Origin of the sequence: Bradyrhizobium canariense (genome assembly GCF_019402665.1) — a bacterium.
Lineage (GTDB): Bacteria > Pseudomonadota > Alphaproteobacteria > Rhizobiales > Xanthobacteraceae > Bradyrhizobium > Bradyrhizobium canariense.
Map to the genome: position 1 here is coordinate 1 of NZ_VSST01000005.1, position 22,221 is coordinate 22,221.

Consider the following 22,221-nt stretch of genomic DNA (forward strand, 5'->3'; position numbering starts at 1 on the left):
CCTTCAAGGCGTGGACGACCAATACGGGACGCTGCGTCAGGCTGAGATCGCGCAGCAAGAATGCTATTGCCCGGTCGATTTGAAAGTCATTTCAGGCGCGGCGCATTCTCCGCATCGCGAAGCTCCGGCAGCGACGCTTGATGCGATTGAGCAATTTGCAGAAGCGGCCTTACGAGATGACATGCAACAAAATGCATGTGGGAGCCGTTAAGGACTAGACGCGCGCAATAATATGCATTATTGTGCATCTAACGGTAAAACCAAAACGAACTCAAGGGTGGCCCATGGCCGGGGAAGATCGACGCCTCTCAGGCGGCGCGACATTCATCGATTTCCAGACCGAGCCGTCCCGCTACCGGCACTGGAAGCTCGCGGTCGACGGTGACGTCGCCACGTTGACCATGGACGTCGACGAGAACGGCGGCCTGTTCGAGGGCTATCTGCTCAAGCTCAATTCCTACGATCTCGGCGTCGACATCGAGCTTGCCGACGCGGTTCAGCGCCTGCGCTTCGAGCACCCCGAGGTGAAGGTCGTGGTGATGCGCTCGGCCAAGAACAGGGTGTTCTGCGCCGGCGCCAACATCCGCATGCTCGCGGGCTCGACCCATGCCCACAAGGTCAATTTCTGCAAGTTCACCAACGAGACCCGCAATGGCATGGAAGACTCGTCGGAGAATTCCGGCCAGCGCTTCATCACCGTCGTGAACGGCTCGGCCGCCGGCGGTGGCTATGAGCTCGCGCTCGCCACCGACTACATCATGCTCGCCGACGATGGCGCATCGGCCGTTGCCCTGCCCGAAGTGCCGCTGCTCGCGGTGCTGCCGGGCACCGGCGGCCTCACCCGTGTGGTCGACAAGCGCAAGGTGCGCCGCGATCACGCCGATTTCTTCTGCACCATCGAAGAAGGCGTGAAGGGCAAGCGCGCCGTGCAATGGCGCCTGGTCGACGAGATCGCGCCGAACAGCAAGCTCGAAGGCAAGGTTGCCGAGCGCGCGAGGGAATTCGCCGACAGCTCGAAGCGCAAGGGCAGCGGCAAGGGCATCGCGCTGACGCCGCTCAAGCGCATCATCGACGAGACCAGCATCCGCTACGGCTTTGTCACGGTCGATATCGACCGCGCGGCGCGGATCGCCACGATCTCGATCAAGGCGCCTGAAGCCGCGCCGCCCGCCGACATCGACGGCATGATGGCGCAGGGTGTCGCGTTCTGGCCGCTTCAGGTCGCGCGCGAACTCGACGACGCCATCCTGCATCTGCGCATCAACGAGCTCGAGATCGCCATGCTGGTGTTCAAAAGCCATGGCGACCGCGCCCATGTGCTCGCCTGCGACGCCTTCCTCGAAGCCAACAAGGCGCACTGGCTGGTCAACGAAATCAGGCACTACTGGAAGCGTGTCTTGAAGCGCATCGACGTCACCTCGCGGACGCTGGTGACGCTGGTCGAGCCCGGCTCCTGCTTTGCCGGCACGCTCGCCGAATTCGTCTTCGCCGCCGACCGCTCCTACATGCTGATCGGTACGCGCCAGGGCGACAACCGCCCGCCGCCGTCGATCGAACTGTCAGCGATGAATTTTGGCCCGTATCCGATGAGTCATGGCCTGACGCGGCTTCAGTCGCGCTTCCAGGCCGATCCGTCCGATGTGGAACGCGCGGAAGCCACGATGGGAACGGCGCTGGACGCCGAGCAGGCCGAAGAGCTCGGCCTCGTCACCTTCGCGCTCGACGACATCGACTGGGATGATGAAGTTCGCGTGTTCCTGGAAGAGCGCGCCAGCTTCTCGCCCGACAGCCTCACCGGCATGGAAGCGAGCCTTCGCTTCGTCGGCCCCGAGACGATGGAATCGAAAATCTTCTCGCGCCTCACCGCGTGGCAGAACTGGATCTTCCAGCGCCCGAACGCGGTCGGCGAGGAAGGCGCGCTGCGCCGCTACGGCAGCGGCCAGAAGCCGAAATTCGATATGACGCGGGTGTAACGATTCTCGTGTCCCGGGCGCGCTGCGGCACCAAAAGCGCAACGCGCGTCTTCAACGCGCTATGGTGACGCTGCGCAGAACCGGGACCCATGTGGACCGAACAATGGGTCCCGGCTCTGCAGCGCACCGCTTCGCGCTGCGCAGCGTCCGGGACAGAAGACAGACCAAGGAGCACGGCCATGAACATGAACATCATGAACGTCGACTACTCGACCAAGATTCCGAACAACGTCAATCTCGCCGAAGACCGCCAGGTGCTCAAAGCGCTGGAGGGCTGGCATCCCGGCTACATGGACTGGTGGAAAGACATGGGGCCGGAAGGCTTCCAGGAATCGCTGGTGTACTTGCGCACCGCCTATTCGGTCGATCCGCGCGGCTGGGCCAAGTTCGATTACGTGCGGATGCCCGAGTATCGCTGGGGCATTCTCCTTGCTCCCCAGGAAGAGAACCGGGTCGTGCCGTTCGGCGAGCATTTTGGCGAGCCGGCCTGGCAGGAAGTCCCGGGTGAATATCGCGCCATGCTGCGCCGTCTGATCGTGATCCAGGGCGACACCGAGCCTGCCTCCGTCGAGCAGCAACGCCACCTCGGCAAGACCGCGCCCTCGCTGTACGACATGCGCAATCTGTTCCAGGTCAATGTCGAGGAAGGCCGTCACCTCTGGGCGATGGTGTACCTGCTGCAGAAGTACTTCGGGCGCGACGGACGTGAAGAGGCTGACGATTTGTTGCGCCGCCGCTCGGGTGACGCTGACTCGCCGCGCATGCTGGGCGCCTTCAACGAGGCGACCCCGGACTGGCTGTCCTTCTTCATGTTCACCTATTTCACCGACCGCGACGGCAAGATGCAGCTGCATTCGCTGGCGCAGTCCGGCTTCGATCCCTTGTCACGCACCTGCCGCTTCATGCTGACGGAAGAAGCGCACCACATGTTCGTCGGCGAGACCGGCATCACCCGCGTCGTGCAGCGCACCTGCGATGCGATGCGCGAAGCCGGCATCACCGATCCCACCGACATCGCGAAGGTCCGCGCGCTCGGCGTGATCGACCTGCCGACCATCCAGAAGAAGCTGAACCTGCACTATACGCTGTCGCTCGATCTGTTTGGCTCGGAAGTCTCCACCAACGCGGCGAACGCCTTCAACACCGGCATCAAGGGCCGCTATCACGAGACCCAGATCGACGACGATCATCAGCTCAAGAACGCCACCTATCCGGTGCTGAAGTTCATCGACGGCGAGATCAAGCTGGTGGACGAGCCGGCGCTCACCGCGCTCAACATGCGCCTGCGCGACGACTACAGCCAGGATTGCGTCAAGGGCATGCTGCGCTGGAACAAGGTGATCTCGACCGCGGGCTACCAGTTTCAGCTCAAGCTGCCCAACGTCGCCTTCCATCGCCATATCGGCGAGTTCAAGGGCATCCACGCGACGCCGGATGGTCTGTTGATCGACGACGCCACCTGGGCGAAGCGCAAGGACGAATGGCTGCCATCGACCGCCGACGGCGACTTCATCACCTCGCTGATGCAGCCCGTCACCGAGACCGGCCAGTTCGCCTCCTGGATCTCGCCGCCGAAAGTCGGCATCGACAACAAGCCCGGCGATTTCGAGTATGTGAGGATCGAGTCGTAGGTATCTTCTTCACCTCTCCTCGCTTGCGGGGAGAGGTCGGATCGCTCTTGCGATCCGGGTGAGGGGGTACAGGTGCGGCGACAATCTCACGCGCGGACAGTGCGCTCCCTCTCCCCGTAAGAACGGGGCGAGGGAGCGCACTGTCCGCGCGGCGGGCTCGAGCCCCTACCCCGCGATCTCCAGCCCCGCGTTCGCGTACACCACGCCGCCATCCACCGCGATGGTGTTGCCGACCACGTAGTCACCCGCGCGCGAGGCGAGATAGATCGCCACGCCGGCCATGTCCTCGTCGGTTCCGATTCGCCGCGCCGGAATGCGCTTGGCGACATCCTCCGAATGGTCGCGCGCAGCCCGGTTCATGTCTGACTTGAACGCGCCGGGCGCGATCGCGGTGACATTGATGTTGTCCTTGATCAGTTTCGTCGCCATGCGCCGCGTCAAATGGATCACCGCGGCCTTGCTCGCGGCATAGGAGTAGGTCTCGCCGGGATTGACGAAGATGCCGTCAACCGAGGCGATGTTGATGACCTTGGCGGGCCGCTCATGCGAAGCCGCCGCGCGCAGCGGCTTGGCCAGCGCCTTGGTCAGGAAGAACAGCGACTTGACGTTGAGGTCCATCACCTTGTCCCAGCCGCTTTCGGGGAATTCGTCGAACTCCGCGCCCCAGGCAGCCCCTGCATTGTTGACGAGGATGTCGAGCTTCGGCTCCAGCTTGATGATTTCGCCAGCGAGCCTGTCGCAGCCGTCGACGGTCGAGATGTCGATCGGCAGCGCGATGCACTCACCGTCATATCGGCCTGACAGCTCGTTCGCGGTGGCTTCGCAAGGCCCGGCCTTGCGCGCGGTGATATAGACCTTCGCGGCCCCCGCGCTGAGAAATCCCGCCGCGATCATCTTGCCGATGCCGCGCGAACCGCCGGTCACCAGTGCGACGCGGCCTTTGAGCGAGAACAGATCGTTGAACATGGTGCCTCCCTTTGTTTGCGCCGGTTGTGGGCGGGGTGGGGAGGGGAGTCAAGGAAGGCGCCGCATCGTCGTCCTGGCGAAAGCCAGGACCCATTACCCCAGGATAGAGTTGTTTGAATGAGCTGTGGCCCGAGCGCGTCGCAAAATGGACAGCGGTGGCAATGGGTCCTGGCTTTCGCCAGGACGACGGCTGAATTCGGGACGACAGAGGAGATTCGAAACTACGCCGCCGCGATCCTGCGGAAGCCGTTCCACATCGCGGTCGCAGCGCCCGAGGTCAGCACCGGCAGAATCCGCGTGTCCTGGTAATTGCCGTTGAGCGAGACCCGTGGCAGCGCCGTCATGTGGCCGGCGTTTTCGGCGAACAGCATGCCGGGCCGCGTCGTCACCGCGGTCTTGAAGCCGGCGGATGCAGCGAGCACGAATTCACGCTCGCCCGCCGCCTCGCGATCGCCATAGGGATAGGCCAGATGTTGAACGTTGCGGCCCAGCGCCTGCTCGATTCGCGCGCGGCTCACGGCCATCTCCTGCGTGGCGATCGCTTCGCTTTGCTTGGCGAGATTGCAATGGCTGACGGAATGCGCGCCGATCGTGACCAGGGGATCGGCGGCAAATGTCTTCACCTCCTCCCAGGACAGGCAGAGGCTGCGGCACAGCGCGGCCATGTCGACGCCGTATTTCGTGCAGAGCGCCTCGATCTCGCGCTTGAGATCGTGCTCGCCGGGCAGCGCGCGCAACCAGTCGTGCAGGCGGTCGAACGCCGCCTGCTTGGCGGCTGGCGTCGTCGCATCGAGCCGCAGCGCGGCATTGCCGATCGTCACCTCGATCTGCTCGGTCTTGGCGATAACGGCCTCCAGCGCCTCCCACCACAGCCGGCCCGTGCCCTCCGCGAAATCGCTGGCGACATAGACCGCCAGAGGCGCGTCAAATTCGCGCAGAACCGGCAGCGCAAAATCGAGATTGTCGCGATAGCCATCGTCGAGCGTGAAGGCGGCGAAGCGGCGGTCGAACCGGCGCCGCACCAGCCGCTCATGCAGCTCGTCCATGCTGACGATGTCGATCTCGCGCGAGCGCAGATGACGCAGGGTCGCGCGCAGGAATTCGGGGGTGACTTCGAGATGCCTGTTCGGCTGGAACGCCGCCGCGCGGGCCGGCCGCACGTGATGCAGCATGAAAATGGCGCCGACGCCCGACAAAAGCGGCCGCAACAGGTGGTGGGCGCCGCTGAAATAGAGTGCTTCCAGCCCGGCGCGGATGACGTTGTTACGGAGTTGTTTCATGACCCGCTGGCGGACTTTGGCATTCCGCCTTCAACTTACGGAAGAACCCTTGAAGAAAAAGTTATTCCAATTGTCCACGCCCGGCCTTCGGAAGGGCGTCATTTCCGGTTTGACAGCCCGCCAAGGGTTTGTTTTGTCTCCGGTTCCAGAGTTCGGGTCGTCGAATGCAGAAGCTTTTCAGGTGGGCCAGCAAATGGTGGCCGGGGCTCATCCCCCTGGCCGTCATGTGGGGATTTGCGGCCTGGAATAACACTTTGCCGGTCGAGGCGGACCTTTCCGCCCGCAGCTCGGCGGCTCTGAAGGACACCGTTCTGGACAAGACCCGGATCGCGGTGGACGGCCGCGACGTCAGCCTGGCTGCGGACGCGTTTTCCGAGGAGGGTCGCCGCGACGCTGTTGTGGCGGTCGAGACCGTGCCCGGCGTGCGCCTGGTCGACGACCGGACCCGCCTTGTGCCCGAGGCAAAGCCCTTCGTCTGGAACGCCGAACGCGACGTGGTGCGGGTCACGCTGTCAGGCTCCGCGCCCCTGCCGTCGATGAAGGGCCGCCTGACTGAGGCGGCCCGCAAGGAGGTCGCCGGTACCGAGGTGGCCGATCAGATGGGTTTGGCGCGCGGTGCACCGCCGCGGTTCGAGGCGGCTGCGATGCTGCTGCTCGATCAGATCGGCAAGCTCAAGGACGGCAAGATCACGATCACGGACACCAAAGTCACTCTGTCGGGGATGGCGCGCGATCTCGGCGGCCGCGAAGCGGTCGCAGCGGCGCTGAAAAACCTGCCCGAGGGCTTTTCGATCGCCGCCAACGACGTCAAGGCGCCGCCTTACGTCTTCCAGGCCTACAAGGATCCGGTGGCCGCGACGGTGACGCTGACCGGCTATGTTCCCGACAACAATGTCCACGCGGCCATCGCCACCAGCGCGTCGCGGAAATTCTTCAACGAAAAAATCGTCGACAATCTCAAGGCCAGCGTCGGCGCGCCCGGCTCCTTCAGCCCCGCCGTGGTCGCGGCGCTCGGCGCGCTGTCGCGACTGTCGACCGGCACGCTCGTCGTGTCCGACCGCGAGGTGAAGCTGTCGGGCGATGCGCTCTATGAAGGTGCCGCCAACGACATCCGCGCAAGCCTCGGCAAGGATTTTCCGAAAAACTGGCAGTACAAGCCGGAAATCACGGTGAAACCCGCGGCCGGGCCGGTCGACGGCACCGTGTGCCAGCAATTGTTCTCCGAGCTTTTGGCCAAGGCCAAGATTCGCTTCGGGGCGAAGCGCGCCGAGATCGATCCGGATTCCGCCGGCATTCTCGATCATCTGATCGAGACGGCATTGCGCTGTCCCACCACAAATATCGAGGTCGCCGGGCATACCGATGCCGACGGCGAGGATTCCTTCAACCAGGCACTCTCGGAGAAGCGCGCGCAGGCGGTGATCGACTATCTGGTCAAGGCTGGCCTGCCTGCCAGCCGCTTCACCGCGGTCGGCTACGGCAGCACGCAGCCGGTCGCCGGTAATGACAGCGAAGACGCCAAGGCGCAGAACCGCCGCATCGAATTTCTGGTGAGGTGACGATGCCCTATCTCGTCTCGTTCCATCTGGGCTGGCTGATCGGCTCGCTGCTACTCGGCTTCTGCATGGGCTGGATCTCGGTGGTCCAACGCGGCAACGGCACCTCGAAGGTGACCGCGCGCTGGCTCGCCGTGTTTGTTGCCGGCCTGGTCGCGGCCTCGTTCGCGCATGTGGTCCCCGGCCGCTTCGGCTACTGGCTCGACCTCGGCCTGATCATGTTCGCCTGCTATCTCGTCGGCGGCGCCATTGGCGCCTGGCTGCGCGATCGGGTGGTCGCGCGCAGCATGCCGCCGGCCTGAGCGGCTGAGCTGAGAGGCAAACGCGCGCCCGCTATCGCGCTCATCACCTGCTCCGCCATCAGATTTCAAGGGCGAGGATGTGGCGCTTGACATCAATACGTACGTACGTATTATAACGCCATGCCAAAGCCCTCACTCAAAGACGCCATTCTCGACGCCGGCCTGAAGGTCATGTTTCGGACCGGCTATCACGGCACCAGCGTGCGCGACGTCACCACTGCTGCGGGCGCGCCGCAGGGGTCCTTCACCAATCATTTCCGCTCAAAGGAAGCATTCGCCTCCGAGGTGCTCGACCGCTACTTCGAGATCACAAGGGCGCTGGTCGCCGAGGCGCTCGACGACACCTCGCTGACCCCGCGGGCGCGGCTGAAGCGCTACCTGGACATCATCACTGGCCGGCTCGAAGCGGACGGCTACGGCCGCGGCTGCCTGATTGGCGATCTCAGTCTGGAGGCGACCGGCAGCAGCGAGATGCTGCGCGGGCGCCTCGCGGCCATCTTTGCTGAATGGCGCATGCCGTTCGCCGCCTGCATCAGGGATGCCCAAACCAGCGGCGAGATTGCCTCCGATTTCGAGCCTGAGGAGCTCGCCGACTTCCTGCTCGCGTCCTGGCAGGGCGCGATCCTGCGCATGAAGGTCGACCGCAATCCCAAAGCGCTCGAACGTTTCAAGACCATCGCATTCCAAACCGTGTTCAAGGAGCTGACATGACCAAGCAGATCGAGATCAAGATTCGCAAAGCGTCCGTCCTCGGAAGCAGCATGGCCTATCGTGAGGCAGGCGCGCAGAACGCGCCGGTCGCGCTCTTCCTGCACGGCAATCCGACTTCCTCGTACATCTGGCGCAACATCATGCCCTTGGTGTCACCGGTCGCGCATTGCCTCGCGCCCGACAACATCGGCTTCGGTCAGTCCGACAAGCCCGACATCGACTACCGCTTCTTCGACCACGTCCGCTATGTCGATGCCTTCATCGAACAGCGCGGCCTTACGTCGGCCTATCTGGTCGCGCAGGATTGGGGCACGGCGCTCGCATTTCATCTTGCGGAGCGCCGCCCGGATTTTGTGCGCGGCCTCGCTTTCATGGAGTTCATCCGTCCGATGCCGACCTGGCAGGACTTCCACGACACCGAGGTTGCCGAAGAGCAGGAGCATGCCGAGGCGGCGCGGGCGGCCTTCCGTAAATTCAGGACGCCGGGCGAGGGCGAGGCGATGATCCTCGAGGCGAATGCCTTCGTCGAGCGCGTGCTGCCGGGCGGCATCGTGCGCAAGCTCAGCGAGGACGAGATGGCGCCCTATCGCACGCCGTTCCCGACGCCGGAGAGCCGCCGGCCCGTACTTGCGCTTCCGCGCGAACTGCCGATCGGAGGCGAGCCTGCTGACGTCTATGAGGCGCTCCAGTCCGCGCATGCAGCGCTGGCCGCGTCGTCCTATCCAAAGCTCCTGTTCACCGGCGAGCCCGGAGCTCTGGTCGCACCGGAATTTGCCGAACGGTTTGCAGCCTCCCTGAAGCACTGCGCGCTGGTTCGTCTCGGCGCCGGCCTGCATTTCCTCCAGGAGGATCACCCCGAGGCGATCGGGCGCTCCGTGGCCGGCTGGATCGCGGGCATCGAGGCGGTGCGCCCGCAGCTTGCGGCCTGAGCAGAACGCTACCTCCGAACGACATGCTCATCGCGGCCGCTGGCCGGCGGCCGCGATGACGTCTGTGATGTCGCAGTGCAACCGGATGATCGAGCGCGAGCCGTCGGCCACGTAATCGTGCGCGCCGCAGCGGCCGCGCGCGGAGCGACCCTCTTTCAACAGCGGAATCCCGCCCATAGATTGATTTCGACTTAAGCCGCGACGGAACATTGTACGGCCGAAATCATCAAAACTTCATGGCGTCTGCGCAGGATTGCCATGGAGATTCGCGTCAGGCTTGCCGCCGAAAGCGCCAAACCGTGCATCAGGAGCCCGCAACCTGCCTAAAACCTTGAAGCCACGACTTTTTGTTCGAATTGTCGAATTCCACTCCGCCCCAAAACGCGCTAGTGGAGGGGCAGGGGGCATGCGCGATGCCGGAGCCGCTGACGAGGATTCGTCGAGTGCCCGTGCGTCGTCCGCCTGTTCGCTGGCCACCCCGGCCGCTGAAGCGTTGTTCGAGGTCTAGATGCTGGAAGCCATACGCAGAGCGATGACGTTTCTGCGCCAGAAGCAAATCCTGCATAAGCTTGGAGTTGTGATCAGCGTCGCTGTCATCGGCATCGCTTGCTATGTGCTCTACCACATGCTGCGCGGCATCGATGTCAACGAAGTCCTCGAAGCGATCAAGAGCACCGAGCCGAGCCAGATTGCGCTGGCGGCTTTGTTCGTCGCCGCGGGCTATTTCACGCTGACCTTCTACGACCTGTTCGCCGTGCGCGCGATCGGCCACGCCCACGTCCCCTATCGCATCAACGCGCTCGCCGCCTTCACCAGCTATTCGATCGGCCACAATGTCGGCGCCAGCGTCTTCACCGGCGGCGCGGTGCGCTACCGCATCTATTCCGCCTACGGCCTGAACGCGATCGACGTCGCAAAGATCTGCTTCCTCGCCGGCCTGACCTTCTGGCTCGGCAATGCCGCGGTGCTGGGCCTCGGCATCTCCTATCATCCGGAGGCCGCGGCCTCGATCGACATGCTTCCGCCGTGGCTGAACCGGATGCTGGCGATGATGATCATCGTCGGGCTGGTCGCCTACGTGGTCTGGGTCTGGACCCAGCCCCGGATGGTCGGCCGCGGGCCCTGGACCGTGATGCTGCCGGGCGGCCCGCTGACGCTGCTCCAGATCGCGATCGGCATCATCGATCTCGGCTTCTGCGCGCTGGCGATGTACGTGCTGGTCCCGGACGAGCCCAATCTCGGCTTCGTGGTGGTCGCGGTGATCTTCGTCTCGGCCACGCTGCTCGGCTTTGCCAGCCATTCGCCCGGAGGCCTTGGCGTGTTCGACGCGGCCATGCTGGTCGGGCTCTGGCAGATGGACCGCGAGGAGCTGCTGGGCGGGATGCTGCTGTTCCGCGTCCTCTATTATCTGTCCCCTTTCGTCATATCTGTAATCTTGCTGACGTTTCGCGAAGTTATCATCGGCGCACGATCGAAGCGCCTGCAGCAGGCGGCGCTCAAGCTCGACCCCGGGCCCGCGCCTAAAGCCGCTTACGTGAGAAAGCGCAGCGACAGCGGCGCCTGACCGGCGCAACGTCCTTTGGAGAAGCCCGCCCCGATGGCGATCGACGCCCCATCTTCTCCCTCCTCCCAGCCCTGGTCCGACCGGCTGCGGCACTCGACCGTCATCCTGATCGCCGCGGCGCTGGCGCTGTCGGTGGTGGTCTCGCTGGGCGAATTGTCGGCACTGCATGCGATTGCGGTGTTCTTCTGCGTCGCGGCCGCAGCGCTGATCCCGTGGCGCCTGCACGATACTGCCGCCTCGCGCGAAGAGACCCGCCGCGTCAACCCGGTCGAGAGCGCGGCGGTCGCCGCGGTGGTTGCCGGCATGCCCGATCCCGCGGTGCTGCTCGACCGCGCCGGCCGCGTCATCCATCTCAACGCCGCAGCCGCCCAGCTCGCGCCGGCGCTGCGCCGAAATGAGCTCGCTCAGTTCGCGCTGCGCTCGCCCGAGATCATCACGGCGCTGCGCGAGTCGATCGCGACCACCGAGCCGCGGCGCGCGACCTATCTCGACCATGTCCCGGTCGATCGCTGGATGGAGCTGACCATCACGCCGGTGCCGGTGCCGACCACCTTCGGCGGCGCCGACAAATGCATGCTGATGACCTTTCACGACCAGACGCCGCTGCGTCGGGTCGAGGAGATGCGGGCCGATTTCGTCGCCAATGCCAGCCACGAGCTGCGCACGCCGCTGGCCGCACTGTCCGGCTTCATCGACACGCTTCAGGGGCAGGCCAAGGACGATCCCAAGGCGCGCGAGCGCTTCCTCGGCATCATGCACAACCAAGCCACCCGGATGGCGCGGCTGATCGACGATCTGCTGTCGCTGTCGCGGGTGGAGCTGTCGGCCCATGTGCGGCCCGACACCCTCGTCGACCTGCTGCCGATCATCTTGCAGGTCGCCGACGGGCTCGAGCCGCTGGCGCGGGAACGCCAGGTCGAGGTCGAGACCCAGCTCCCTGAGACCCCGGTACTGATCGCGGGGGACCGCGAGGAGCTGCTCCGCCTGTTCGAGAATTTGATCGAGAACGCGCTCAAATACGGCGCCGCGGGCGGTCGCGTCATCGTGTCGCTGATGCCAGGCGCCGCCCCTGATGGAACTCAGGAAATCCGGGTCCTGGTCCGGGATTTCGGCCCCGGCATCGCGCCGGAGCATCTGCCGCGGCTGACCGAACGGTTCTACCGGGTCGATGTCGGCGACAGCCGCTCGCAGGGCGGCACCGGCCTCGGATTATCGCTGGTGAAACATATTCTTAACCGCCATCGCGGCCGGCTTTTGATCGAAAGCGTGCCCAAACAGGGCGCCACTTTCACCGCCTGTTTCCCCCAGGGCAAGCCTGCGGCTCTGAGCTAAATTCCAGCGATTTCAGCTGCTTAACGCTGTCATCCGACTGTCACCAAACCTTCGTAAAAGCTCAGCTGTCCGCTCCTAAAGGGGCGGCACGGGGAGCGCGATCGGGCGCGGATGGCGCTTCGCTCCCCTGTATGGAGACCAGCATGAATTTCCTCAAAACACTCGTCGCTGCTGGCATCGTCGCCGCATCGACGACGGCGGCCTTTGCTGCCGATATCACCGGTGCCGGTGCGACGTTCCCGTTCCCGATCTATTCCAAATGGGCTGACGCCTATAAGAAGGAGACCGGCAACGGTCTGAACTACCAGTCGATCGGCTCCGGCGGCGGCATCAAGCAGATCCAGGCCAAGACCGTGACCTTCGGCGCCAGCGACGCGCCGCTCAAGGCCGAGCAGCTCGAGAAGGACGGCCTCGTCCAGTGGCCGATGGTGATGGGTGCCATCGTTCCCGTCGTCAACATCGAGGGCGTGAAGCCCGGCGAGATGGTGTTCGACGGCGAGACGCTGGCCAGCATCTATCTCGGCAAGATCACCAAATGGGATGACGCCGCGATCAAGAAGCTCAACCCGAACGTGAAGCTGCCCTCGGAGGCCATCACCGTGGTCCGCCGTTCGGACGGCTCTGGCACCACCTTCAACTTCACCAACTACCTCGCCAAGGCCAGCGCGGACTGGAAGAGCAAGGTCGGTGAGGGTACCGCGGTCGAGTGGCCGGTCGGCGTCGGCGCCAAGGGCAACGAAGGCGTGTCCGGCAACATCAGCCAGACCAAGAACTCGATCGGCTACGTCGAGTACGCCTATGCCAAGCAGAACAAGCTGACCTACACCGGTCTCGTCAACAAGGCCGGCAAGCCGGTGCAGCCCACCGTCGAAGCCTTCCAGGCGGCCGCCTCCAACGCCGACTGGGCCAAGGCTCCCGGCTACTACGTCATCCTGACCGACCAGCCCGGCGAGAAGTCCTGGCCGATCACGGCGGCGACGTTCATCCTGATGCACAAGGACGCCACCGACAAGGCGGCCTCGCAGGAAGCCATCAAGTTCTTCCGCTGGGCCTTCAAGAACGGCGGCAAGGCGGCTGAAGAGCTCGACTACATCCCGATGCCGGACCCGGTCGTTCAGCTGATCGAGAAGACCTGGGCTGCCGAAATCAAGAGCTAGCTTCGCGACGCTCGTGCCCCGGATGCGATGCGCCGCATCCGGGGCACGGACCAACAAAAAAACGTATGCTATTCAGTACAGGGGATCGGCGTGGCAGAGATGGCCGTTCAGAGCGATGTAATCGACGACGCCGGACCGTATGATCGCGCCAAGGCCTTGAGCGCGTTCAAGCTCGGCGACGTTACCTTCTACTGGATCACGCGGCTCTCCGCGATCTCGGTGCTTCTGATCCTCGGCGGCATCATCATTTCGCTGATCGTCGGCGCCTTCCCGGCGATGAAGGAATTCGGGGTCTCGTTCCTGTGGACGCAGCGCTGGGCGCCGTCGGCCGATCCGCCGGTGCTCGGCGCGCTCGGGCCAATGTACGGCACGCTCGTCACCTCCTTCATCGCGATGCTGATCGCCATTCCCGTGGGTCTCGGCATTGCGATCTTCCTCACCGAGCTCTGCCCGCAATGGCTGCGCCGCCCGATCGGCATGGCGATCGAGCTGCTCGCCGGCATCCCCTCGATCATCTACGGCATGTGGGGCTTCTTCGTGTTGGGTCCGTTCCTCGCCAACACGTTCCAGCCCTTCATGATCAAGATCTTCGACGGCGTGCCCGTGCTGGGCGCGATCTTCGCAGGTCCCCCGTCCTATCTCAGCCTGTTCAATGCCGCGCTGATCCTCGCCATCATGGTGCTGCCCTTCATCACCTCGATCTCAGTCGACGTGTTCAAGACCGTGCCTCCGGTGCTGAAGGAAGCCGCCTACGGCGTCGGCTGCACCACCTGGGAAGTCGTCCGCAGCGTGGTGATCCCCTACACCCGCGTCGGCGTCATCGGCGGCGTCATGCTGGCGCTGGGCCGGGCGCTCGGCGAGACCATGGCGGTGACCTTCATCATCGGCAACTCGTTCCGGATCTCGTCGTCGATCTTCGCGCCGGGCACCACGATCTCGGCGGCGATCGCATCCGAGTTCGCCGAGAGCGACGGCCTGCACCAGTCCGGCCTGATCCTGCTCGGTCTCCTGCTGTTCGTGCTGACCTTCTTCGTGCTTGCAGCGGCGCGGCTGATGCTGATGCGGCTGGAAAAGAAGGCGGGGAACTAGCGCCATGAATCCGATCTATTCACGCCGCCGCCGCAAGGACATCGTCGTTCGCGGGCTCTGCATCGCCGCAACGGCCTTCGGCGTCACCTGGCTCGCGCTGATCCTGATCACGCTGCTCTACAATGGACTGGCGGGACTCAATGTCCAGCTGTTCACCGAGAACACGCCGCCTCCCGGATCGAACGAGGGCGGCCTGCTCAACGCCATCGTCGGCTCGCTGATCATGACCGTGATCGGCGTCGGCATCGGCGCGCCGCTCGGCATGTTCGCCGGCACCTATCTCGCCGAATACGGCCGCAATGACCGGCTGACCTCGGTGATCCGCTTCATCAACGACATCCTGCTCTCGGCGCCCTCGATCATCATCGGCCTGTTCATCTACGGCGCGGTGGTGGTGCCGATGCGCGGCTTCTCGGCGATCGCAGGCTCGCTCGCGCTCGCGGTCATCGTGATCCCGGTGGTGCTGCGCACGACCGAGGACATGCTGCTGCTGGTGCCGAACGCGCTGCGCGAGGCGGCCTCGGCGCTCGGCCTGCCGCGTTCGCTGGTGATCAAGCGGATCGCTTATCGCGCCGCGCGCTCCGGCCTCATCACCGGCGTGCTGCTCGCAACCGCTCGCGTCGCCGGTGAAACTGCGCCGCTGCTGTTCACCGCGCTGTCGAACCAGTTCTTCAGCCTCGGCCTGAATAAGACGATGGCGAACCTGCCTGTCACCATCAACAACTTCGTGCAGAGCCCCTATGCCTATTGGAAGCAATTGGCCTGGAGCGGGGCGCTGCTCATCACCCTGACCGTTCTTGCCCTTAATATTGGCGCGCGCATCCTTGGCGCCGAGAGGACCGCAAAATGAGTGATCTTTCCGTATCGATGAGCGCGGCCGGTGGGCTGCCCCACGCGCCGGTGCTGCCGGAGGCGCCCCCGAAGGTGACCGTGCGCAACCTGAACTTCTATTACGGCGAGCACCACGCGCTGAAGAACATCAACCTGACGCTGGGCGCCAATCGCGTCACGGCGTTCATCGGTCCGTCGGGCTGCGGCAAGTCGACCCTGCTGCGCATCTTCAACCGGATGTACGACCTCTATCCCGGCCAGCGCGCCACTGGTCAGCTGATGCTCGACCAGACCAACATCCTCGACGGCAAGCTGGACCTCAATTTGCTGCGCGCCCGCGTCGGCATGGTGTTCCAGAAGCCGACGCCGTTCCCGATGACGATCTACGAGAACATCGCGTTCGGCATCCGCCTGTATGAGAAGATCTCGAAGTCCGAAATGGACGGCCGCGTCGAGAAGGCGCTGCGCGGCGGCGCGCTGTGGAACGAGGTCAAGGACAAGCTCAACGCCTCCGGCCTGTCGCTCTCCGGCGGCCAGCAGCAGCGCCTCTGCATCGCCCGCACCGTCGCGGTGCGGCCCGAGGTGATCCTGTTCGACGAACCCTGTTCGGCGCTCGACCCGATCTCGACCGCCAAGGTCGAGGAGCTGATCCAGGAGCTGTCCGAGGATTACACGATCGCGATCGTCACCCACAACATGCAGCAGGCGGCGCGCGTCTCCGACAAGACCGCCTTCATGTATCTCGGCGAGCTGATCGAGTTCGACGACACCAGCAAGATCTTCACGTCGCCGACCGACCGGCGCACGCAGGATTACATCACCGGCCGGTTCGGCTGAGGAGACGCGACATGGCTTCCGAACATACCGCAAAGGCTTTCGACACCGACCTCCAGGAACTCACCCGCCTGGTCGCCGAGATGGGCGGCATCGCCGAGCGCATGATCGTCGAGTCCGTCGACGCGCTGATCCGCCGCGACGTCCCGCTCGGCCAGCGCGTCGTCGCCATCGACACCGAGCTCGACGCGCTGCAGAAGCGCATCGAGGAGCGTGCGGTGCTCACCATCGCCCGCCGCCAGCCGATGGCGGTCGATCTGCGCGAGATCGTCGGCGCCATGCGCGTCGCGACCGATCTCGAGCGCATCGGCGACCTCGCCAAGAACATGGGCAAGCGCGTCGCGGCGCTGGAGACGGACTTCCATCCGCTCAAGCTGTTCCGCGGCCTCGAGCACATGACCGACCTCGTGCAGCAGCAGGTCAAGTCGGTGCTGGACGCCTATGCCGCGCATGATTTGCCGGCGGCGATGGCCGTGTGGAAGGGCGACGAGGAAGTCGACGCCATCTGCACCTCGCTGTTCCGCGAGCTCCTCACCTACATGATGGAGGATCCGCGCAACATCTCGTTCTGTATTCACCTGATGTTCTGCGCCAAGAACATCGAGCGGATCGGCGACCACGCCACCAACATCGCCGAGACCGTGTTCTACATGATCGAGGGCCAGGCGATCACCGACAAGCGGCCGAAGGGCGACATGACGACCTTCGCCAACACGGTACCGAACACCTGAAGACTTAAGGGAGCGACGACCCGATGGGCGCACGCATTATGGTGGTTGAGGACGAGGAAGCCCTGACCGAGCTTCTCCGCTACAACCTCGAAGGCGACGGCTATGACGTCGAGACGGTGATGCGCGGCGACGACGCCGACACCCGCCTCAAGGAGCACATCCCCGATCTGATCGTGCTCGACTGGATGCTGCCGGGCCTGTCAGGCATCGAACTGTGCCGCCGGCTTCGCACCCGTCCCGAGACCAAGCAGCTCCCGATCATCATGCTCACCGCGCGCGGCGAGGAGAGCGAGCGGGTGCGGGGTCTTGCGACCGGCGCCGACGATTACATCGTCAAGCCGTTCTCGGTGCCGGAGCTGCTGGCGCGCGTGAAGGGCCTGCTGCGGCGCGCGAGCCCCGAGCGGCTCGCCACCGTGCTTGCTTTTGGCGACATCGAGCTCGACCGCGACAAGCGCCGCGTGGCGCGCTCAGGCCGGCCGATCGATCTCGGTCCGACCGAATATCGCCTGCTGGAGTTCTTCCTGGAGCACCCGGGCCGGGTGTTCTCGCGCGAGCAACTGCTCGACAGCGTCTGGGGCCGCGACATCTATATCGACGAGCGTACCGTCGACGTGCATATCGGCCGCCTGCGCAAGCTGCTCAATCTCGGCCGCGAGCAAGACCCGATCCGCACCGTCCGCGGCGCCGGCTACGCGCTGGATGATCGGTTTGCGAAGGCGGAGCAGGTGTAGGGTTGCAGGCTTGTTTGTTGGCGAGCTGTCCCTGCATTCTCCGATGTCGTCCCGGACAAGCGAGCGCTGATCCGGGACCCATAACCACAGGGAGTGGTTTGGCGAAGACTCCGAGTTACCCCTTTCGCACGACTACTGCGTGCTCGGAGTATGGGTCCTGGCTTTCGCCAGGACGACACTGAAATTATTGAACTGTCTTTGCGCGACGACTTGCCGTGATTACCGCGGACCCGGCTTCACCGGTGCGCGGCGCCGATCCGACGCCGGCTGGTACGCAACACGCGAGTGCTGGGCGCAATAGGGCAGGCCGGACAGCGCCCGTCCACCGCAGAAGAAGAAGTCCGGGCTCGAGGGATCGCCGACCGGCCAGTGGCAGGTCGCCTCGTTCAATTCGAGCAGCGACAGCCGCTGGCTCATCGGCACCACGTTGTCGTAGGTGACCGGATCCGGCTCAGCCTCGACCTCGAAGGCCTGCGCCAGCGCGGTGTTGCCGCGCGAGATCGGGCGGCTCACCCGCATCATGTGCTGCGCGGGGCGCGCCTTGCGCGGCCGGGGCGCTGCCGATGATGGGCTCTTGGCGCGGCCCGAAAGACCGAGCCTGTGCACTTTGCCGATCACGGCATTGCGGGTCACATTGCCGAGCTCCGCCGCGATCTGGCTGGCCGAAAGTCCGGCCTCCCAGAGCTTTTTCAGCTGCTCGACGCGATCATCGGACCAGGTCAAAACCGTCATTGCACCCTTTCCCTCGCTGCGCGCCAGCCATCCTGGGGCCTCGCAGCGAATGCCTAAGCCTTCAAAAACCCGTGCCGCCAGAATCCCTTAAGGCTCGCCGGGCGCGTCTTGAACGCCCGAACGTTTACGCCGGTACATAAGGACTTAAAGATCAGAACCACTGCACGAGATGTCGTATCTGACAATCCAAACGCTACAATATGGCGTGACTCCCGCGCAAGAGTCCGCCGACTCGCTTCCACATGTTCCGTGGCTAAATCCCGCAAAATCGGCACCGCAAGACTACGGATTCAGCGTTTCGCGAGGCTTTCCGGGCGGCATTGACACCCGTTTCACCAGGCCTAAGATAGTCGCACGTGCCGCCCTCAAGAGGCGGCACGTTTCGTTTTCCGGGCCGGTCGATGGTGCGTTGCGTAATGCACGCTCACACCGTCCGCAACATTCAAGTGACCGTCATGACTAACAGCGCAGCGCCGCATTTGCTCCCCGTTTTCGCCAGGTCCGACCTCGGTTTCGAGCGTGGCGAAGGCTGCTGGCTGATCGCGACCAATGGCGAGCGCTATCTCGATTTCACCTCCGGGGTGGCGGTGAATGCGCTCGGCCATGCCCATCCGGCGCTGGTCGCGGCGTTGCAGGAACAGGCCACGAAGCTCTGGCACATGTCGAACCTGTTCCAGAGCCCGGACGGCGAAAAGCTTGCCGCGCGCCTGTGCAATGAAAGTTTCGCGGACTTCGTGTTCTTCTGCAATTCCGGCGCCGAAGCGCTGGAATGCGTGATCAAGGTCGTGCGCCGCTATCACGCCGCGAAGGGCCATCCAGACCGCTATCGCATGATTACCTTCGAAGGCGCCTTCCATGGCCGCACGCTGGCGACGCTGGCCGCGACGGGTTCGGCAAAATATCTCGAAGGTTTCGGCCCACCCATGGAGGGCTTCGACCAGGTTGCGCATGGCGATCTCGAGGCAGTGAAAAAGGCGATCGGTCCGCAGACCGCCGGCATCCTGATCGAGCCGATCCAGGGCGAGGGCGGTGTGCGTTCGGCAACGCCCGCCTTCCTGAGGGCGTTGCGCCAGCTCTGCGACGAGCGCGGCCTGTTGCTCGCCTTCGACGAGGTGCAGACCGGCATGGGCCGCACCGGCGATCTGTTCGCATACCGCCGCCTTGGCGTCGAACCTGACGTGATGTCGCTGGCCAAGGCGCTCGGCGGCGGCTTCCCGATCGGCGCTTGCCTTGCGACCGCGGAAGCGGCGTCCGGCATGACGCCGGGCTCGCACGGCTCGACCTTCGGCGGCAATCCGCTCGCGATCGCGGCGGCGAACGCCGTGCTCGACGTCATGCTCAAGCCCGGCTTCTTCGACCACGTGCAGAGGATGTCGCTGCTGCTCAAGCAGAAGCTCGCCTCCGTGATCGACCGTCATGGCGATGTCGTCAGCGAAGTGCGCGGCGAGGGCCTCCTGATCGGCATCAAGGCCGTGGTGCCTTCCGGCGATCTCGTTGCCGCCTTGCGCGCAGAAAAGCTGCTCACCGTCGGTGCCGGCGACAATGTCGTGCGTTTCCTGCCGCCTTTGATCGTCACCGAAGCCGAGATCGAGGACAGCGTCGGGCGGCTCGAGCGCGCCTGCACGGCGTTGTCCGGCAACAAGCGGGCGGCAAGCTGATGAGCACGTCGCCCGATAAAACGCCCAAGAAAACACCGAAGCACTTCCTCGATATCAACGAGCTGCCGCTGTCGGAGCTCAAGCGCATGCTGGCCGCGTCCTCCGCGATGAAGGCGAAGCAGAAGGCGCATCAGCCGGTCAGGCCGCTCGAAGGCAAGACGCTGGCGATGATCTTCGAGCGCCCCTCGACGCGGACGCGGGTGTCTTTCGATGTCGCCATGCGCCAGCTCGGCGGCGAGCCGATCATGCTCACCGGCGCCGAGATGCAGCTCGGCCGCGGCGAAACCATCGCCGACACCGCGCGGGTGCTGTCGCGCTATGTCGACGCCATCATGATCCGCATCCTCAATCACGATGCGCTGCTGGAGCTTGCGGCGAACGCCACCGTGCCCGTTATCAACGGCCTGACGCGGCGCTCGCATCCCTGCCAGGTGATGGCCGACCTGATGACCTACGAGGAACATCGCGGCCCGATCGAGGGCAAGACGGTGGCCTGGACCGGCGACGACAACAACGTGCTGGCGTCCTGGGCGCACGCCGCCGAGCGCTTCAAGTTCCAGCTCAATGTCGCGACGCCTCCGGAGCTCGCGCCGAAAAAAGCGATGCGCGACTTCATCAAGGCGACCGGCGCGCCGATCATGCTCGGCACGGATGCCGAAGCCGCCGTGAAGGGCGCCGATTGTGTCGTGACCGACACTTGGGTGTCGATGGGCGACAAGGAAGGCGAGCACCGCCATAACGTGCTCAAGCCCTATCAGGTCAATGCCCAGCTGATGTCGCTGGCCAAGCCCGATGCGCTGTTCATGCACTGCCTGCCCGCCCATCGCGGCGAGGAGGTCACCGACGAGGTGATCGACGGTCCGCAATCCGTCGTGTTCGACGAGGCCGAAAACCGCCTGCACGCGCAGAAGGGCATTCTGGCCTGGTGCTTCGACGCGGTGAAGTAACGCGGGCCGGTGAAGTAGCTTTGGATCGTCGTCCTGGCGAAAGCCAGGACCCATTACCACCGGCCGTGGTTTGGCGAAGATTGGCAATGGCCATCCCCTGCCACGACCGCTTCCTGGGGTAATGGGTCCTGGCCTTCGCGAGGACGACACCGAGTTTGCCGTGCTTGCGTACGATCCGTTCTGCATTCCGGATGCAGCCGCCCCCCTTCCAATTCCGCCTTCCGACCCCAGATAAAGCGCCATGGTTTCCCAATCCCCTGACATGAAAACCGGGCCCGAAGGCCCGGTTCGCGCGCCATCCGCGGTTCCCATCGATGACGCCGTGCTGCCCTACGAGGTCGACGCGCTCGACGTGCGCGGTCGCCTGGTGCGGCTTGGTCCGGCGCTCGACGAGATCCTGACCAAGCACGATTATCCGGCGCCGGTCGGCAAGCTGCTCGGCGAGGCCATCGTGCTGACCACGCTGCTCGGCTCGTCGCTGAAGTTCGAAGGCCGCTTCATCCTCCAGGCCCAGACCGACGGTCCGGTGTCGTTCCTGGTCGTGGACTATCAGGCGCCGGATCGTCTGCGCGCCTATGCGCGTTATGATGCCGCGCGCCTCGGCGAAGTCCAGGATTCCGGCAAGACTTCCGGCGCGCTGCTGGGCCACGGTCATCTGGCCATGACCATCGACCAGGGCCCCGACATGAGCCGCTACCAGGGCCTGGTCGCGCTCGACGGCGGCAGCCTCGAAGACGCCGCTCACGAATATTTCCTGCGCTCCGAGCAGATCCCGACACGCGTGCGTCTCGCCGTGGGCGAGGAGTGGCGTTCGAACGACGGCGGCAAGCATCGCTGGCGTGCCGGCGGCATGCTGATGCAGTTCCTGCCGAAGGCGCCCGAGCGCGCGCGGCAGGCCGATCTGCATCCCGGCGATGCGCCCGAGGGCGTCGAGGTCCATGCCGTCGCTGAAGACGATGCCTGGGTCGAGGCGCGCTCGCTGATCGAAACCGTCGAAGACGTCGAGCTGATCGATCCCGAGCTGTCCGGCGAGCGGTTGCTCTACCGTCTCTTCCACGAACGCGGCGTGCGCGTGTTCAATCCGCTGCCCTTGAAGGCGCAATGCTCCTGCTCGCGCGATGCGGTCGCATCGATGCTGAAGAGCTTTTCGTCCGACGACCGTGCCGCAATGGTCAAGGACGACAAGGTCGTCGTGACCTGCGAGTTCTGCAGCTCGGTGTACGAGTTCACACCGGATGAGGCGGGCGTCGAGGACGCGTAGCGCGGT

General features: G+C 64.6%; 22 protein-coding genes. 18 read left to right on the forward strand and 4 right to left on the reverse strand.

The window, feature by feature from the left end; all coding sequences use genetic code 11:
- From FXB41_RS01830 to boxB, 3 genes are all read left to right on the forward strand, one after another.
- Positions 1-211: alpha/beta fold hydrolase (locus tag FXB41_RS01830; RefSeq protein WP_219679057.1), on the forward strand; the 211-nt coding region annotated here is incomplete at its 5' end.
- A gap of 73 nt (positions 212-284) precedes the next feature.
- A complete protein-coding gene (gene boxC, locus FXB41_RS01835) occupies positions 285-1,973 on the forward strand; it encodes a 2,3-epoxybenzoyl-CoA dihydrolase (RefSeq protein WP_219679060.1) in 1,689 nt (562 codons plus the stop codon).
- A gap of 179 nt (positions 1,974-2,152) precedes the next feature.
- Positions 2,153-3,604, forward strand: a complete 1,452-nt coding sequence (gene boxB / locus FXB41_RS01840) for a benzoyl-CoA 2,3-epoxidase subunit BoxB (protein WP_007597900.1) — start codon at positions 2,153-2,155, stop codon at positions 3,602-3,604.
- Between the two features lie 165 nt (positions 3,605-3,769).
- Here boxB and FXB41_RS01845 read toward each other — a convergent pair whose 3' ends face one another.
- Complete coding sequence (locus tag FXB41_RS01845) at positions 3,770-4,570, reverse strand: SDR family oxidoreductase (protein WP_007597897.1); 801 nt, start codon at positions 4,568-4,570, stop codon at positions 3,770-3,772.
- Positions 4,571-4,791: 221 nt separating this feature from the next.
- Complete coding sequence (locus FXB41_RS01850; protein WP_007597893.1) at positions 4,792-5,850, reverse strand: polysaccharide deacetylase family protein; 1,059 nt, start codon at positions 5,848-5,850, stop codon at positions 4,792-4,794.
- A gap of 164 nt (positions 5,851-6,014) precedes the next feature.
- Between FXB41_RS01850 and FXB41_RS01855 the strand changes: the two genes are divergently transcribed.
- From FXB41_RS01855 to FXB41_RS01870, 4 genes are all read left to right on the forward strand, one after another.
- The gene (locus tag FXB41_RS01855; RefSeq protein ID WP_007597891.1) at positions 6,015-7,409 is read left to right on the forward strand and encodes an OmpA family protein; all 1,395 of its coding nucleotides are present in this window, start codon (positions 6,015-6,017) and stop codon (positions 7,407-7,409) included.
- Positions 7,410-7,411: 2 nt separating this feature from the next.
- A complete protein-coding gene (locus tag FXB41_RS01860; RefSeq protein WP_007597890.1) occupies positions 7,412-7,708 on the forward strand; it encodes a hypothetical protein in 297 nt (98 codons plus the stop codon).
- A 120-nt stretch (positions 7,709-7,828) separates the two neighbouring features.
- A complete protein-coding gene (locus FXB41_RS01865; RefSeq protein ID WP_007597889.1) occupies positions 7,829-8,419 on the forward strand; it encodes a TetR/AcrR family transcriptional regulator in 591 nt (196 codons plus the stop codon).
- Positions 8,416-9,348, forward strand: coding sequence for a haloalkane dehalogenase (locus FXB41_RS01870; protein WP_007597888.1), 933 nt, complete (start codon positions 8,416-8,418; stop codon positions 9,346-9,348). The genes FXB41_RS01865 and FXB41_RS01870 overlap by 4 nt, the downstream gene beginning before the upstream one ends.
- Before the next feature lie 27 nt (positions 9,349-9,375).
- Here the strand turns inward: FXB41_RS01870 and FXB41_RS41410 are convergent, their stop codons facing one another.
- Positions 9,376-9,507 carry a hypothetical protein gene (locus FXB41_RS41410; protein WP_283843401.1) on the reverse strand — a complete coding sequence of 44 codons (132 nt, stop codon included), beginning with the start codon at positions 9,505-9,507 and terminating at the stop codon, positions 9,376-9,378.
- A gap of 349 nt (positions 9,508-9,856) precedes the next feature.
- On the opposite strand from FXB41_RS41410, the gene FXB41_RS01875 reads away from it, so the two are divergent.
- From FXB41_RS01875 to phoB, 8 genes are all read left to right on the forward strand, one after another.
- Positions 9,857-10,912, forward strand: a complete 1,056-nt coding sequence (locus FXB41_RS01875; protein WP_007597887.1) for a putative bifunctional lysylphosphatidylglycerol flippase/synthetase — start codon at positions 9,857-9,859, stop codon at positions 10,910-10,912.
- 33 nt (positions 10,913-10,945) lie between these two features.
- Positions 10,946-12,244 (forward strand): ATP-binding protein, encoded by a 1,299-nt coding sequence (locus FXB41_RS01880; RefSeq protein WP_007597885.1) that lies wholly within the window; start codon positions 10,946-10,948, stop codon positions 12,242-12,244.
- Positions 12,245-12,387: 143 nt separating this feature from the next.
- The gene (gene pstS / locus FXB41_RS01885; protein ID WP_007597882.1) at positions 12,388-13,401 is read left to right on the forward strand and encodes a phosphate ABC transporter substrate-binding protein PstS; all 1,014 of its coding nucleotides are present in this window, start codon (positions 12,388-12,390) and stop codon (positions 13,399-13,401) included.
- Between the two features lie 99 nt (positions 13,402-13,500).
- On the forward strand, positions 13,501-14,490 hold the full coding sequence (gene pstC / locus FXB41_RS01890; protein ID WP_007615692.1) for a phosphate ABC transporter permease subunit PstC: 990 nt from the start codon (positions 13,501-13,503) through the stop codon (positions 14,488-14,490).
- A 4-nt stretch (positions 14,491-14,494) separates the two neighbouring features.
- Positions 14,495-15,340 carry a phosphate ABC transporter permease PstA gene (pstA, locus tag FXB41_RS01895; RefSeq protein WP_007597877.1) on the forward strand — a complete coding sequence of 282 codons (846 nt, stop codon included), beginning with the start codon at positions 14,495-14,497 and terminating at the stop codon, positions 15,338-15,340.
- Positions 15,337-16,158, forward strand: a complete 822-nt coding sequence (gene pstB / locus FXB41_RS01900; protein WP_007597875.1) for a phosphate ABC transporter ATP-binding protein PstB — start codon at positions 15,337-15,339, stop codon at positions 16,156-16,158. The genes pstA and pstB overlap by 4 nt, the downstream gene beginning before the upstream one ends.
- An 11-nt stretch (positions 16,159-16,169) precedes the next feature.
- Entirely contained in the window at positions 16,170-16,886 is a 717-nt protein-coding gene (gene phoU / locus FXB41_RS01905; RefSeq protein WP_007597873.1) for a phosphate signaling complex protein PhoU, read from the forward strand.
- A 23-nt stretch (positions 16,887-16,909) separates the two neighbouring features.
- Entirely contained in the window at positions 16,910-17,617 is a 708-nt protein-coding gene (phoB, locus tag FXB41_RS01910) for a phosphate regulon transcriptional regulator PhoB (RefSeq protein WP_007597871.1), read from the forward strand.
- Between the two features lie 219 nt (positions 17,618-17,836).
- Here phoB and FXB41_RS01915 read toward each other — a convergent pair whose 3' ends face one another.
- A complete protein-coding gene (locus FXB41_RS01915) occupies positions 17,837-18,349 on the reverse strand; it encodes a GcrA family cell cycle regulator (protein WP_007597869.1) in 513 nt (170 codons plus the stop codon).
- A gap of 455 nt (positions 18,350-18,804) precedes the next feature.
- Between FXB41_RS01915 and FXB41_RS01920 the strand changes: the two genes are divergently transcribed.
- The 3 genes from FXB41_RS01920 (at position 18,805) to FXB41_RS01930 (ending at position 22,215) form a co-directional block, all read left to right on the forward strand.
- Positions 18,805-20,007, forward strand: a complete 1,203-nt coding sequence (locus FXB41_RS01920) for an aspartate aminotransferase family protein (RefSeq protein ID WP_035995336.1) — start codon at positions 18,805-18,807, stop codon at positions 20,005-20,007.
- Entirely contained in the window at positions 20,007-20,954 is a 948-nt protein-coding gene (gene argF / locus FXB41_RS01925; RefSeq protein ID WP_007597866.1) for an ornithine carbamoyltransferase, read from the forward strand. Before FXB41_RS01920 ends, argF begins: the two co-directional genes overlap by 1 nt.
- Positions 20,955-21,195: 241 nt before the next feature.
- A complete protein-coding gene (locus FXB41_RS01930) occupies positions 21,196-22,215 on the forward strand; it encodes an Hsp33 family molecular chaperone (protein ID WP_035993783.1) in 1,020 nt (339 codons plus the stop codon).
- Positions 22,216-22,221: the final 6 nt, after the last annotated feature.